Below are 13,843 nucleotides of genomic sequence, written 5' to 3' on the forward strand. Positions count from 1 at the left end.
TGGACCACACGCATCGACGGAACGGGGTATCTTCCTGATCGAGACATGTGCGGCGCTGGGGATGGCGCCGAATCGGGCACAGGAGGGACACATGGATGCGGTGCGCATTCTCGAGGACGAGATCCGGGAGATCGTCCGGCGGCAGGGCATCGACCCGCAGCGTGAGCACGCCCGGGTCCTGACGCTCATCCAGGACGCGGCCGCGGACTACGAGTCCCGCGCGATGGTCAGCTCGCTGCCGGACCTGGAGGATCCCGTGGCGGCGCGGCAGGACCTGTTCGACCGCATCGCGGGCCTCGGGCCGCTCCAGCGGCTCATGGACGATCCCTCCGTGGAGGAGATCTGGCTGAACGCGCCGGACGCCGTCTACTGCGCGCGGTCCGGCCGCTCCGAGCTGACGGGCATCGTCCTGACCGAGGAGGAGGTGCAGGACCTCGTCGAAGTCATGTTGAAGTCCTCGGGCCGGCGGCTGGACCTGTCGATGCCGTTCGTCGACGCGGCCCTGCCAGACGGTTCGCGCCTGCACGTGGCCATCCCCGACATCACGCGGCGGCACTGGGCCGTGAACATCCGGAAGTTCATCGCCCGGGCGCGCCGGCTGGACGACCTCGTCCGGGGCGGTTCCCTCACTCCGACGGCGGCCCGCTTCCTGGACGCGGCCGTGGACGCGGGCATGAACATCCTCGTCAGCGGGGCCACCCAGGCGGGCAAGACCACCCTGCTCAACTGCCTGGCTTCGGCCATCGGCCCGCGGGAGCGGGTGATCACCGTGGAGGAGATCTTCGAGCTGCAGATCCCGGTGCGCGACGTCGTCGGGCTGCAGTGCCGCCAGCCGAACCTGGAGGGCCACGGCGAGATCCCGCTGCGCCGCCTCGTCAAGGAGGCGCTGCGGATGCGCCCGGACCGCCTGATCGTCGGCGAGGTGCGCGAGGCCGAGGCGCTGGACATGCTCGTCGCTCTGAACTCCGGCCTGGCCGGCATGTGCACGATCCACGCGAACTCGGCCGCGGACGCGCTCACGAAGCTCTGCACGCTGCCGCTGCTGGCCGGGGAGAACATCTCCCGGGACTTCGTCGTCCCGACGGTCGCCACGTGCATCGACGTCGTCGTGCACTGCGAGCGCGACCGTCAGGGCCGCCGGCGGGTGCGGGAGATCCTCACCGTCGGCTCACGGGTGGAGGGCGGGGTCATCGAGACGTCGGCGCTCTTCCAGCGTGACGCCGAGGGCGACCTGCGCCTCAACGAGGGTGCGAACCTGGAGTTCGAGGCGCTCGCCCGTCGCGGCGTGGACGTCCACGAGCTGGTGGGGCTGCGCTGATGGCCGCGCTGCTGGGGCTCGCGCTCGGCTGCGGCCTGTTCCTGCTGTGGTGGTCCCTCTGGTCCCCTCCCACGGAGAAACCCGGGGCCGCCCGCCCCGACTCGCGCCTGCGTGTGCTGATCGCCCAGTCCGGCATCCAGCGTCTCAGCCCGGCCGGCGTCGTGTCCGCCATGGCCGTCGGCGGTCTCGTGGTCGGGCTGCTCGTCCTGTCGCTGACCAGTACGTGGACCATCGCCGCGTGCTTCGCCGTCTTCGGCGCGGCCGTGCCCTGGCTGCTGCTGTCCTGGCAGGCCCGCCGGCGGTCCACGGCACTGCGCGAGCTGTGGCCGGACGCGATCGACCACGCCCGGTCGGCCATCCGCGCGGGCCTGACTCTCCCGGAGGCGCTCATCCAGCTCGGGGAGACCGGGCCGGAGGGGCTGCGCGAGCCGTTCCAGCAGTTCGCCCGGGACTACCGGGCCGGAGCCCGCTTCGTGGACGCACTGGACCGGCTCAAGGCCCGGATGGCCGACCCCGTCGCGGACCGCCTGGTGGTCTCGCTGCGCCTGACCCGCGAGGTCGGCGGCGCCGACATCGGCCGTCTGCTGCAGACCCTCTCCGAGTTCCTCCGGCAGGACGCCCGCATCCGCGCCGAGCTCGAGGCCCGGCAGTCGTGGACCGTGAACGCGGCCCGGTTGGCGGTGTGCGCCCCGTGGCTCGTGCTCCTGCTGCTGGGGACCCAGCCCGCCGCGGTCGCGGCCTATCGGTCCGCCGCCGGCGGGGCCGTGCTCCTCGCCGGCATGGTGGCCTCCGTCGTCTGCTACCGCGTCATGCTCCGCATCGGCGCGCTGCCCCGGGAGAAGCGGGTGTTCGCATGACGTCCGCGCTGATCTGGGCTGCGCTCCTGGGCCTCACCCTCGGGGCGGGACTGCTCCTCATCCTGGTCACCCAGCCGGTGGGCTGGCGCCCCAGCCTCGAGCAACGGGTCGAACCGCAGCTGCGCCACCACATCCCGGCCTCCCGCCTCCTCGAGGAGGAACGTGCGGGCGCCTCGCCCTGGGGAACGTGGGGACGCATCCTCGATCCCGTGGTGCAGGCCGGAGTCGGCTGGGTCCAGCGCATCTCCCCGGGCGGGGCGGCGCTCGACCGCAAACTGGCCGCCGCGGGGCTCGCGGTCACGTCGACGGACTTCCGTGCCCAGCAGGTCCTGAGCGCGGCCGCGGGGGCCGCCGTGGCGGCCGTCCTCGCGCTCAGCCTCACCGTCACGGGCCGCGTGCCGGTGATCACGGGGGTCGCCCTCGTGATCGCCGGCGGCATGGCCGGGTTCCTGCTCCGGGAGCAGCTGCTCTCCCTGCGGGTGCGACGGCGGCGCGAGGCCATCCTCTCCGAGTTCCCGTCCGTGGCCGAGCTGTTCGCGCTCTCGGTGGGCGCGGGGGAGAGCGCCGCCGGAGCGCTCGAACGCATCGCGGGGACGGCGCGCGGGGAGCTGGCCGGCGAGTTCCGCACCACGCTCGCCGACATGCGTGCCGGGGCGTCGCTGTCCGCGGCGCTCAAGGCCATGGGACGGCGCGTGCAGCTGGCCCCCGTCGAACGGTTCATCGGGGGCGTGCTCATCGCGCTCGACCGCGGCACGCCCCTCGCCGACGTCCTGCGCGCGCAGGCCCAGGACGTGCGTGAGATGGGTCGCCGCGAGCTCATGGAGGCCGCCGGCCGGAAGGAGATCCAGATGATGGTCCCCCTCGTGTTCGGCATCCTCCCGCTCACGGTGATCTTCGCCGTCTTCCCCGGCATCTCCCTGATGCGCCTGGGGTTCTGAAGACCCACAACTGAATAGTCCATCCATCCACCCACGATCACCATCCACTCCGGCCGCACGGGCGGCCGGCCACCCGAGGAGGGGACCATGCTCCACCACCACGCCATCACCGTCCTGGCCGCCCTGCGCGCCCTCATCCACGACGACGTCCGCGACGAGCGCGGCGACGTCCCCGGCTGGGTGATGATCACCCTCATGTCCGCCGTGCTCGTGGCCGGCCTGCTGGCCCTCGCCCTGCCGGCGCTCCAGGGACTGTTCAACCAGGCCATCTCCCAGGTGTCCCAGGGCGGCTGAGCATGCCCCGGGGTGCTGTCCACGCCGTGCCGGTGCCCCGTGGCGTCCACATGGGCGTCCGCTGGCGGGACGACCGGGGCGCCGCGGTGGCCGAGTCCACCATGGTGATGACCCTGGTCGTCCTGCTCTTCGCGGCGCTGCTCCAGGCCGGCGTCGTGATCCACACGCGCAACGTGATGATCGACGCCGCCTCCGCCGGCGCCCGGTACGGGGCGCTCGCGGACCGGAGTCCCGAGGACGGCGTCCAGCGGGCTCGAGAGCTGCTCTCCTCCGGCGTGCCCGGCCAGTCCGGGGCCGACGTCGCCGCGGAGCTCACCAGCCAGGACGGGGTCCCGGTCCTGCGCGTCACGGTCTCGAGCTCGCTGCCCGGCCTGGGGTTCCTGCCGGGCCCGATCCCCGTGGAGGTGAGCGGTCATGCGTTCCGTCAATGACGTCCGCGACGAGCGGGGAGCGGCCACGGTCGAATTCCTGGGCCTCACCCTCGTCCTGCTGATCCCCGTGGTGTACCTGATGATCTACGTCTCCCAGGTCCAGGCCGCGGCGTTCGCCTCGGTCGCTGCCGCTGACCAGGCCGTCAAGGCCGTGGTCGCCGAGGCCGATCACCCCAGCGCAGGCGCCGCCCACGCCACCGTCGAGCTCACGCTCGCCGACTACGGCGTGGGCGCCGGCCAGTACGACCTGACCGTCGGCTGCGACCAGGGCGGCTGTGGCACGCTCGAACCGGGGGAGGTCGTCGCCGTGCGGGTGGACGTGGCGGTGACCGTCCCCCTCACGCCGGCAGCGTGGTCGCTGACCCCCGTGACGGTGGGTTCCGACGCCCGGCAGACGGTGCCGAGGTTCTGATGCGCCGCCGCCTCACCGCTCGCCTGGGTCACGACGACGGGCAGACCACCGTCCTCACCGTCGGCCTGTGCGCCGTGCTCGTGGCCCTCATGCTGGTCATGCTCGCGGTCACCACCGTGCAGTTGCAGCACCGCCGCCTTCAGTCGCTCGCGGACTCGGCGGCCATCGCCGGGGCAGAGGAGCTCGGCTTCCGGCTGGGGGAGGACCCGGGCGTCGTGCTCTCCGACGACGACGTCGCCGCCTCCGCCAGCGCACACCTCGCGGCCGTCGGTGCTCAGGAGGCCGTGCCCGGGCTCGGCGGGATGACCGCCCGCGTGGCCGAGGACGGCAGCACCGTCGTCGTCACCCTCGACGCCCGGGCCGATCTGTTCGCCATGACCGGCCCGTTCGCGGGGACACTGCCCCTGTCGGTCCCCCTCGAGGCGACGGGCAGCAGTCGCACTAGCCTGGCCCGGTGAACCGCTTCCTCCACGGCATCGGTGGCCGACCCGCCCACTTCGAGCCTCTCGCCGCCGCACTCGGCGCCGCGGCCGACCTCGCCGCCTCGCCCGCCCTGCCCGGCCACCCGGGCACGGACGCCGGCCAGGACCGCCCCCGGACCGCACGGCCGGCGATCGATGCGGACCCCGTCCTCGACGCTGCCCGCACCTGGGCGGCGCAGGCCGGCCCCGTGCCGGGGCTGCTGATCGGCCACAGCACGGGCGGGGTCATCGCGCTGCGCGCCGTCGCCGACGGGCTGGTGCGACCCCGCGCCCTCGTGGTCATCGACTCGAACGTCCCGGTGACGGACACCGCCCTGGCCGCCCGGGCGGACAAGGCCCGCCTCGCCGCCCGCTCGGACTGGCGGAGCGTGCTCCGCGCCTCGCTCGCGCGGGACCTCCTCGTCCCGGAGCCGTGGCACGAGCGGATGCTGGCCGACCTGGACGCCACGCCGGACCATCCGATGCGCGAGCTCTGGGCCGCCGTCCTCGCCGCGGACACCCGTGCCCTCTGGGCCGGCATCACCGTCCCGACGCTGTACGTGCGCAGCACCCGGGACGTCCACCAACGGGACCTGGACGCGGTCACTCAGCACGCCACCGTCGTCGACGTCGGCCCGGGCCACTGGCCGCACGTCACGGAGCCCGAGGCCGTCGCGGCGGCGATCCGCCGCTGGCACACGACCGGCGTCCACCCCACGCGGTAGGCTGGCCGAATCATGGCTGACACTGACTTCTCCGCGGAGATCGACTCCCTGCGCCACACCCTGGCCTCCATCGAGCAGGTCTCGGACCTCGACCGCATCAAGGCGGACATCGCCGAACTGGAGCAGCAGGCCTCCGCACCGGACCTCTGGGACGACCCGGAGGAGGCCCAGAAGGTCACCTCCAAGCTCTCCCACCGTCAGACGGACCTCAAGCGCATCACCTCCCTGGAGAGCCGCATCGAGGACCTGGAGACCATGGTCGAGCTCGCCGCGGAGGAGGACGAGCCCTCCCTCCTCGACGACGCGAACCAGGAGCTGACCTCCATCCGCAAGGCCCTGGAGGAACTCGAGGTCGTCACGCTGCTCAGCGGCGAGTACGACCAGCGCGACGCCGTCGTGACCATCCGCGCGGGCGCCGGCGGCGTGGACGCGGCCGACTTCGCCGAGACCCTCATGCGCATGTACCTGCGCTGGGCCGAGCAGCGCGGCTGGTCCACCAAGGTCATGGACACCTCCTACGCGGAGGAGGCCGGCCTGAAGTCCGTCACCTTCGAGGTCAACGCGCCCTTCGCGTTCGGCACCCTCTCCGTGGAGGCCGGCACGCACCGCCTCGTGCGCATCAGCCCCTTCGACAACCAGGGCCGCCGCCAGACGTCCTTCGCGGCGGTCGAGGTGGTGCCGCTGATCGAGTCGGACGACTCCATCGAGATCCCCGAGTCCGAGATCAAGGTGGACGTGTTCCGCTCCTCGGGCCCCGGCGGCCAGTCCGTGAACACCACGGACTCCGCCGTCCGCATGACGCACCTGCCCACCGGCATCGTCGTGTCCATGCAGAACGAGAAGTCGCAGATCCAGAACCGTGCCGCCGCCCTGCGCGTGCTCCAGTCCCGCCTGCTGCTGCTGCGCAAGGCCGAGGAGGACGCGAAGAAGAAGGAGATGGCCGGCGACGTCAAGGCGTCCTGGGGCGACCAGATGCGCTCCTACGTGCTGAACCCGTACCAGATGGTCAAGGACCTGCGCACGGGCCACGAGGAGGGCAACCCCTCCTCCGTGTTCGACGGCCACATCGACGATTTCGTGGATGCCGGGATCCGCTGGCGCGCCGAGCAGGTCAAGGCCGCCCAGGAGGACTGAGTCCCGCGGCGCGGCCCCGCCGCCCGGGCCACCACGACGCCGGCCCGCACCTCCGCAGCGAGGCGCGGGCCGGCGTCGTCGTTCCAGCCCCCGCAGGGGCCTCGGGCCTGGTCCGGGAGACCGGCCCGGTGGGACGCTCGAAGCACCGGGCAGGCGCCCCCGCGCGCCGGTCCGGCACCAGACTCCATTCCCACCCAGGAGGTCGAACAGCATGACCATGCGCGCCGCCCGTTGGCACGGCAAGAAGGACATCCGCATCGAGGAGATCGACTCGCCCACGGCCGGTCCGGGGCAGGTCCTCGTGGACGTCGCGTGGTGCGGCATCTGCGGCACGGACCTGCACGAGTACCTCGAGGGCCCGATCTTCATCCCGCCGGCCGGGCACCCGCACCCGATCTCCGGCGACGCCGCCCCCGTCACGCTCGGCCACGAGATGTCCGGCACCGTCGCCGCCCTGGGCGAGGGCGTCACGGACCTCGAGGTCGGCCAGAAGGTCGTCGTGGAGCCGTACATCGTGCGCGAGGAGGACCGGGACCGACCGGACTACAACCTCGCGCCGGACATGAACTTCATCGGTCTGGGCGGCGACGGCGGCGGACTGGCCGAGCAGATCGCGGTGCAGCGCCGCTGGGTCCACCCGGTGGCCGACTCCGTGCCCCTCGACCAGGCCGCGCTCATCGAGCCGCTCTCCGTGGCCCACCACGCGTGGGTGCGGGCCGGCTCTCCGACGTCGGGCGTGGCGCTGATCGGCGGCGCCGGCCCCATCGGCGCGCTCACCGCGGCCGTGCTCAAGGGCAAGGGCCTGACGGTGTACGTCTCCGAGCTCTCGGAGCTGCGCCGCCGGAAGGTGCTCGAGGCCGGCGTGGTGGACGAGGCCTTCGACCCGCGCGAGGTGGACGTGCCCGCCAAGATCCGCGAACTGCACGACGGCCAGGGCGCGGACGTGGGCTTCGAGTGCACCTCGGTGGACGTGGTGCTGGACATGCTGCTGGACGCGGTCCGTCCCGGCGGGGTGATCGTCAACGAGTCCATCTGGGGCCACGAGCCCGCCGTGGCCCTGCACAAGCTGGTGATGAAGGAGATCGACCTGCGCGGCACCATCGCGTACGCGAACGACCACGCGGACACCATCCGCATGGTCGAGGACGGCGCCGTGGACCTCGCGCCGTTCATCACCGGCAAGATCGGCCTCGACGACCTGGTCGACCAGGGCTTCGAGACCCTCATCCACCACAACGAGACGGCCGTGAAGATCCTCGTCTCGCCGACCGGCCAGGGTCTCTGAGGCTCCGGCCCGACCCCCGGACGTCCCGACGACGGCCCGCGCCCGCAGCCGGCGGGTGCGGGCCGTCGGGTCCCTGCACCGCGGCGCGCCGTCATGAATGCGTCGTCGCCTGGCGCGCCTGTGACCGGGGTCATAGACTGCATTTGAGTGAATCGTGATGAACCGAGTTGAACGTCCCAGGAGGACCGCATGACCGCCGAGCTGCCCCAGCCTCAGCCCACCGATGCCGTGATCGTGGGCGGTGCCCGCACGCCCTTCACCCGGCTGCTCTCGCAGCAGGCCGACCTGCGCGCCGTGGACCTGGGCGCCCACGCGATCACGCACGCGCTCGAGCGCGCCGGCGTGGCCCCCGAGGACGTGGACATGGTCTACATGGGCCAGGTCGTGCAGGCCGGCGCGGGCCAGAACCCGGCCCGCCAGTCCGCGCTCGCCGCGGGCATCCCGTGGAACGTCCCGGCCATGACGATCAACAAGGTGTGCCTGTCCGGCCTCACCGCCGTGATCGACGCCGCCCGTCTCATCCGCCTCGGCGAGGCGGACGTGGTGGTGGCCGGCGGTCAGGAGTCCATGACCAACGCCCCGCACCTGCTGCCCGGCGCGCGCAAGGGCTTCAAGTACGGCCCGGCCACCATGCTCGACGCCGTCGCGTGGGACGGCCTCACCGACTCCCTGAGCCACGAGGCCATGGGCGAGCTGACCGAGTCCGGCAACGGCGAGCGGAACATCGCCCGCGCCGAGCAGGACGAGGTCGCCGCGGCCTCGCACCAGCGGGCCGCCCGGGCCCAGTCCGAGGGCGTCTTCGAGGGCGAGATCGCCCCGGTGGAGATCCCGCAGCGCAAGGGCGACCCGCTGGTCGTCTCCCAGGACGAAGGGGTCCGCCCGGACACGACCGCCGAGTCGCTGGGCGCCCTGCGCCCGGCGTTCGCGAAGGACGGCACCATCACGGCCGGCAACTCCTCGCCCCTGTCCGACGGCGCCGCCGCCCTCGTGGTGACCTCGCGGGCCTTCGCCGAGGAGAAGGGCCTGACGATCCTCGCCACGGTGGGCGCACCCGGCCAGACCGCCGGCCCGGACAGCTCGCAGCTGCACTCGCAGCCCTCGGACGCGATCAACGCCGCCGTGCGGAAGCAGGGCTGGGACGTGGCCGACCTCGACTTCATCGAGATCAACGAGGCGTTCGGCGCGGTGGCCGTGCAGTCCCTGCGCGACCTCGACTACCCGCACGAGAAGACCAACATCCACGGCGGCGCCATCGCCCTGGGCCACCCGATCGGCGCCTCCGGCGCCCGGCTGGCCCTGCACGCCGCCCTCGAGCTCGACCGGCGCGACGGCGGCCGCGCGGCCGTCTCGCTCTGCGGCGGCGGCGGCCAGGGCGAGGCCCTGATCCTCTTCCGCTGACGGACCGCCCCTGACAGAAAGGACCCCGGACATGGCTCTCGACAAGACCGTGGCCACGCCCGCCGAGGCGGTGGCGGACGTGCCGGACGGCGCCTCCCTGGCCGTCGGCGGCTTCGGGCTCTCCGGCAACCCCGTGCAGCTCATCGAGGCCCTGCTCGAGCAGGGCGCCACGGACCTGTCCGTCGTCTCCAACAACTGCGGCGTGGACGGCTGGGGCCTGGGCATCCTGCTCGGCGCGCGCCGGCTGCGGAAGATGACCTCCTCCTATGTGGGGGAGAACAAGGAGTTCGCCCGCCAGTACCTCGAGGGCGAGCTCGAGGTGGAGCTCGTCCCGCAGGGCACCCTCGCGGAGAAGCTCCGCGCCGGCGGCGCCGGCATCCCGGCGTTCTACACCCGCTCCGGCGTCGGCACCCAGGTGGCCGAAGGAGGCCTGCCCATGCGCTACGACGCGGACGGCACCGTGGTGAAGTCCTCGCAGGCCAAGCCCACGGACACGTTCGTGCTCGGCGAGGGCTACCTCAGCCAGACCCCGGACGAGCCCGAGACCTATGTGCTCGAACGCTCCATCGTCACCGACTTCTCCCTCGTGCACGCCTGGAAGGGCGACCGCCACGGCAACCTCGTGTTCCGCAAGGCCACCCGCCAGTTCGGCCCGCCCGCGGCCATGGCCGGCCGGGTGTGCATCGCCCAGGTGGAGGAGCTCGTCGAGCCCGGCGAGATCGACCCGGACGACGTGCACCTGCCCGGCATCTTCGTGCACCGGATCGTGGAGGTCGGCACGGACATCGAGAAGCGGATCGAGAAGCGCACCGTGCGCGCATCGGGGGAGGAGCAGGCATGAGCGAGCAGACCACTGAGCGTCCCCAGGGCCTGAGTCGTGACCAGATGGCGGCCCGCGCCGCGCAGGAGCTGCCGGACGGCGCCTACGTCAACCTCGGCATCGGCATGCCCACGCTGATCCCCAACCACATCCCCGCCGGGCGGTCCGTGGTGCTGCAGTCCGAGAACGGCATCCTCGGCACGGGCCCGTACCCCACGGAGGACGCCGCGGACCCCGACCTGATCAACGCGGGCAAGGAGACCGTCACCGTGAACCCGGGGGCGTCCTTCTTCGACTCCGCGCTGAGCTTCGGCATGATCCGCGGCGGCAAGATCGACGTCGCCGTCCTGGGCGGCATGGAGGTCTCCGCCGCGGGCGACCTGGCCAACTGGATGGTGCCCGGCAAGATGGTCAAGGGCATGGGCGGTGCGATGGACCTCGTCCACGGCGCCGGCCGCGTGATCGTCATGATGGACCACGTGTCCAAGGACGGCACCCCCAAGATCGTCGACCAGTGCACCCTGCCGCTGACCGGCCGCGCCGTCGTCGACCGCATCATCACGGACCTGGCCGTGATCGACGTCGTCGGCACCCCGGAACAGCCCCGCCTGGCGCTCGTGGAGACCGCGCCCGGCATCACCGAGGAGCAGGTCCGCGCGCTCACCGGCGCGCCGCTGGACTGAGCCGACGACGCCGCCCCGCGGCCCCGGCGCACCGCCTCGGCGGGCATCGGGCCGGCACGGGATAGACTGGACGGCCGCGCCCTGATCGGGGCGCGGCCGTCGCCGTGGACGCTGGAAGGACGTGAGGCCATGGGCAAGAACAGCAAGGGCAAGGCCGCCAAGCAGCCGGCCCCCGGCGAGCGCCAGGTGATCGCCAACAACAAGAAGGCGCGCCACGACTACACCATCCTCGACACGTACGAGGCCGGCATGGTGCTCACCGGCACCGAGGTGAAGTCGCTGCGCGAGGGCAAGGCCTCGCTCGTGGACGGCTTCGCGGTCTTCTACCGGGACGAGCTGTGGCTCGAGCAGGTCTACATCCCGGAGTACCTCAACGGCTCGTGGACCAACCACGCCGCCCGCCGCCGCCGCAAGCTGCTGCTGCACCGCGCCGAGCTGACGAAGATCTCCCGCCAGATCCAGGATCCGGGCCTGACCATCGTGCCGCTGTCCCTGTACTTCCTGAACGGGCGCGTGAAGGTGGAGATCGGCGTCGCGCGCGGCAACCGCGAATACGACAAGCGGCACAAGCTGCGCGAGCAGCAGGACAACCGCGAGGCCCAGCGGGCCATGCGGATGCGCAACCGGCGCGCCGGCGTGGCCTGAGCGCGGTGGACCCCTTGGGAATGCCTCGGGGGCGTGCTACGTTGTATCTCTCGCAGGGCCGGTTTCAGGACCGGCGGGCCTCGCGCCCTCCGCCTGCAGTGGTGATTGACAACCTCATAGAGGAGTCGCCCCCATGGGGCCGATCGGTTTCGACGGTGTGTGTCGCGTCGGGAGAAGCGGGCCGAGGATGCAGAGTCATCTCGTCAAACGCTCTCTGCAAACCAATAAGTGCCGAATCCAAGCGCACTGACTTCGCTCTCGCTGCCTGATCAGTGATCGAGTCCGTCACCCCGAGGTCGCTGTCGCCTCGGATCGTGGCGTCAGCTAGATAGCCACTGGGCGTCACCCTCGCCGGGGGTCGTGACGCCGACATCAATCCGGCTGGGTCCGGGTTGGCCGCCCGTCTGCGGGACGGCCAGGACCGAGCAACACCCACAGCAGACTGCGCCCGGAGAAGACCTGGCAACACCTCATCGGACGCGGGTTCAATTCCCGCCGGCTCCACTCACCACCACGGGAAGGCCCCGGAATCACCCCGATTCCGGGGCCTTCGTCGTGTCCATGCCGGTGTGCGGCGGCCCGCCCCTCAGCCGGCCAGGACGGCGTGCAGGCCCAGGCCGGCGCCCCAGCCGACGACGACGGCCACCAGCCCCAGCCCCAGATGCGCGGTCCACAGGCGGGCGGCTGTGCCCCATCGACGGGCGAGCGCGGCGTCAGCCGCCTCAGCGGCCACGGTGGACCACGTCCCCAGGGCGAGGCAGAACCCGGACACCACGGCGGACACCGCCGCGACGAGCACGAGCCCCTGCCCGTCGCCCCCGCCCCCGGAGGTGTGCACCAGCTCCGGCACGGCCAGGCCGACGGTGACGCCGAGGAGCAGGGCCGCCGTCGTGTTGGCGGTGAGCAGACCCCGGGGCCCGATCCGGTCGGTCAGGCGCCGGCGCACCAGGGCGCCGAGCGCCCCGCCCGCCGCGAGGCAGGCCAGGAGGGCCACCTGGAGGAGAGCGAAGACCTCGTATCCCGCGCCGCTCATGCGTCCTCCGCCGAACGATCCGTCCCGACCGCGCGCGACCCCGGGGCGCCACCGGCGCGCAGGCCGAGCACGGCCGCCGCCGTCGAGAGTGCAGCCATCAGCGCGAGCACCAGCAGCACCGCTACCGCCGCGGCGAGGACGCCACCCGCCCCGGACGCCGCGGCGCCCAGCCGCACCGGCCACAGCACCAGGGCGACGGCGCTGGAGATGGTGGTGAACGCACCGAGGAAGCCGGTTCCCAGCCCCGCCACCAGGCGTGGACGCCAGTCCGGCCCGCGGCGTCGCGAGGCCGCCCACAGCAGGCCGAGCAGGAACGAGCCGAGCACGTTCACCACGAACAGCGGCAGGGCCTGGACCAGCACGTCGACCGCCCCGAACGCGGCGCCGAACGTGCCGCGGAAGTTGGGCGCCCCGGCCAGCGCGGTCACCGCGTTCATCACCCCCGCACCGCACAGCACGCCCGCGGCACCGCCGAGGGCCACCGCACCCGCAGTGCCGGGCCGGCGATCTGTCCCGCGCCCGCCCCTCCGGTCGGCCGTCGTCTCCCCCCGCACTGCTATCAGGCGCCGCCCTCGGTCTCGTCACCCGCGCGGAGGCGGGCGAGGACGTCGTCGTGGAGCAGGCCGTTCGTGGCCAGCGCGTGCCCGCCGAACGGGCCGTCCTCGCCGTCCAGCGAGGTGAAGCGGCCGCCGGCCTCGCGCACGATCGGCACCAGAGCGGCCATGTCATGCAGCTCGAGCTCGGGCTCGGCCGCGATGTCCACGGCGCCCTCGGCGACGAGCATGTAGGACCAGAAGTCGCCGAAGCCGCGCACGCGCCACACGTCCGAGGTGAGCTGCAGGAACGCGCGGATCGAGCCGCGTTCGCGCCAGCCCTCGATCGAGGAGAAGGACAGCGACGCGTCCTCGACCCGGTCCACGCCGGACACGGTGATCCGCTGAGCACGCGTGAGCGAGGTGCCCGCGAAGGCGCCCTGGCCGGCCGCGGCCCACCAGCGACGGTGCAGGGCGGGGGCGGAGACGACGCCGACGACGGGCTCGCCGTCGATCAGCAGCGCGATGAGGGTGGCCCACACGGGCACGCCGCGCACGAAGTTCTTGGTGCCGTCGATGGGGTCGACCACCCACTGCCGGCCGGAGCGGCTCAGAGATCCGCCGAACTCCTCACCCACGATGCCGTCGCGCGCCCGGGCACGGGACAGGGTCGAGCGGATGGACTCCTCGGCGGCGCGGTCCGCATCCGTGACAGGGGTGAGATCCGGCTTGGTGCTGACCTCGAGGTCCTGGGCCTTGAACCGGGACATCGTGATCGAGTCCACGTTGTCCGCCAGCATGTGGGCCAGCCGCAGGTCCTCCGTGAGGTCGCGGCCGCGGGTCGCAGGGTTCTCAGGTCGCTCCATGCCGCCCACG

Annotated in this window: 17 protein-coding genes and 1 other RNA gene; 15 read left to right on the top strand and 3 right to left on the bottom strand. The window is 72.7% G+C overall.

Annotation, left to right across the window (positions count from 1 at the left end):
* The first annotated feature begins 91 nt into the window (after window positions 1-91).
* From ACUW6W_RS00470 to ssrA, 15 genes are all read left to right on the top strand, one after another.
* Window positions 92-1,318, top strand: a complete 1,227-nt coding sequence (locus ACUW6W_RS00470; protein ID WP_010079081.1) for a CpaF family protein — start codon at window positions 92-94, stop codon at window positions 1,316-1,318.
* On the top strand, window positions 1,318-2,175 hold the full coding sequence (locus ACUW6W_RS00475; RefSeq protein WP_010079080.1) for a type II secretion system F family protein: 858 nt from the start codon (window positions 1,318-1,320) through the stop codon (window positions 2,173-2,175). Before ACUW6W_RS00470 ends, ACUW6W_RS00475 begins: the two co-directional genes overlap by 1 nt.
* On the top strand, window positions 2,172-3,113 hold the full coding sequence (locus tag ACUW6W_RS00480; protein WP_010079079.1) for a type II secretion system F family protein: 942 nt from the start codon (window positions 2,172-2,174) through the stop codon (window positions 3,111-3,113). The genes ACUW6W_RS00475 and ACUW6W_RS00480 overlap by 4 nt, the downstream gene beginning before the upstream one ends.
* Window positions 3,114-3,200: 87 nt before the next feature.
* Window positions 3,201-3,407 (top strand): hypothetical protein, encoded by a 207-nt coding sequence (locus ACUW6W_RS00485; protein ID WP_010079078.1) that lies wholly within the window; start codon window positions 3,201-3,203, stop codon window positions 3,405-3,407.
* Between the two features lie 2 nt (window positions 3,408-3,409).
* Window positions 3,410-3,838: a TadE/TadG family type IV pilus assembly protein gene (locus tag ACUW6W_RS00490; RefSeq protein WP_225348400.1), complete on the top strand. Its 429-nt coding sequence runs from the start codon at window positions 3,410-3,412 to the stop codon at window positions 3,836-3,838.
* Complete coding sequence (locus ACUW6W_RS00495) at window positions 3,822-4,250, top strand: hypothetical protein (protein WP_020628138.1); 429 nt, start codon at window positions 3,822-3,824, stop codon at window positions 4,248-4,250. The genes ACUW6W_RS00490 and ACUW6W_RS00495 overlap by 17 nt, the downstream gene beginning before the upstream one ends.
* The gene (locus ACUW6W_RS00500) at window positions 4,250-4,708 is read left to right on the top strand and encodes a Tad domain-containing protein (RefSeq protein WP_020628137.1); all 459 of its coding nucleotides are present in this window, start codon (window positions 4,250-4,252) and stop codon (window positions 4,706-4,708) included. The genes ACUW6W_RS00495 and ACUW6W_RS00500 overlap by 1 nt, the downstream gene beginning before the upstream one ends.
* Window positions 4,705-5,436 (top strand): alpha/beta fold hydrolase, encoded by a 732-nt coding sequence (locus tag ACUW6W_RS00505; RefSeq protein WP_036337732.1) that lies wholly within the window; start codon window positions 4,705-4,707, stop codon window positions 5,434-5,436. Before ACUW6W_RS00500 ends, ACUW6W_RS00505 begins: the two co-directional genes overlap by 4 nt.
* A 12-nt stretch (window positions 5,437-5,448) precedes the next feature.
* Window positions 5,449-6,570 carry a peptide chain release factor 2 gene (gene prfB, locus ACUW6W_RS00510; RefSeq protein ID WP_012750800.1) on the top strand — a complete coding sequence of 374 codons (1,122 nt, stop codon included), beginning with the start codon at window positions 5,449-5,451 and terminating at the stop codon, window positions 6,568-6,570.
* Between the two features lie 217 nt (window positions 6,571-6,787).
* Window positions 6,788-7,855, top strand: a complete 1,068-nt coding sequence (locus tag ACUW6W_RS00515) for a 2,3-butanediol dehydrogenase (protein ID WP_186303261.1) — start codon at window positions 6,788-6,790, stop codon at window positions 7,853-7,855.
* A gap of 189 nt (window positions 7,856-8,044) precedes the next feature.
* The gene (locus ACUW6W_RS00520; RefSeq protein WP_044659240.1) at window positions 8,045-9,253 is read left to right on the top strand and encodes an acetyl-CoA C-acetyltransferase; all 1,209 of its coding nucleotides are present in this window, start codon (window positions 8,045-8,047) and stop codon (window positions 9,251-9,253) included.
* A 31-nt stretch (window positions 9,254-9,284) separates the two neighbouring features.
* Window positions 9,285-10,094, top strand: a complete 810-nt coding sequence (locus tag ACUW6W_RS00525) for a CoA transferase subunit A (RefSeq protein ID WP_136939826.1) — start codon at window positions 9,285-9,287, stop codon at window positions 10,092-10,094.
* Complete coding sequence (locus ACUW6W_RS00530) at window positions 10,091-10,756, top strand: CoA transferase subunit B (protein WP_454179617.1); 666 nt, start codon at window positions 10,091-10,093, stop codon at window positions 10,754-10,756. The genes ACUW6W_RS00525 and ACUW6W_RS00530 overlap by 4 nt, the downstream gene beginning before the upstream one ends.
* 129 nt (window positions 10,757-10,885) lie before the next feature.
* Window positions 10,886-11,401: an SsrA-binding protein SmpB gene (gene smpB / locus ACUW6W_RS00535; protein WP_044659238.1), complete on the top strand. Its 516-nt coding sequence runs from the start codon at window positions 10,886-10,888 to the stop codon at window positions 11,399-11,401.
* A gap of 135 nt (window positions 11,402-11,536) precedes the next feature.
* Window positions 11,537-11,908: a transfer-messenger RNA gene (gene ssrA, locus ACUW6W_RS00540) on the top strand.
* Between the two features lie 79 nt (window positions 11,909-11,987).
* On the opposite strand, the gene ACUW6W_RS00545 is transcribed toward ssrA, so the two are convergent.
* The 3 genes from ACUW6W_RS00545 to hisN form a co-directional block, all read right to left on the bottom strand.
* Complete coding sequence (locus ACUW6W_RS00545; RefSeq protein ID WP_069941464.1) at window positions 11,988-12,434, bottom strand: CrcB family protein; 447 nt, start codon at window positions 12,432-12,434, stop codon at window positions 11,988-11,990.
* Window positions 12,431-12,916: a FluC/FEX family fluoride channel gene (locus ACUW6W_RS00550; protein ID WP_041104301.1), complete on the bottom strand. Its 486-nt coding sequence runs from the start codon at window positions 12,914-12,916 to the stop codon at window positions 12,431-12,433. Before ACUW6W_RS00550 ends, ACUW6W_RS00545 begins: the two co-directional genes overlap by 4 nt.
* A gap of 77 nt (window positions 12,917-12,993) precedes the next feature.
* Complete coding sequence (gene hisN, locus ACUW6W_RS00555; RefSeq protein ID WP_041104303.1) at window positions 12,994-13,833, bottom strand: histidinol-phosphatase; 840 nt, start codon at window positions 13,831-13,833, stop codon at window positions 12,994-12,996.
* Window positions 13,834-13,843 lie beyond the last annotated feature (10 nt).

It is taken from the genome of Micrococcus sp. 093350064-1, from assembly GCF_053627955.1.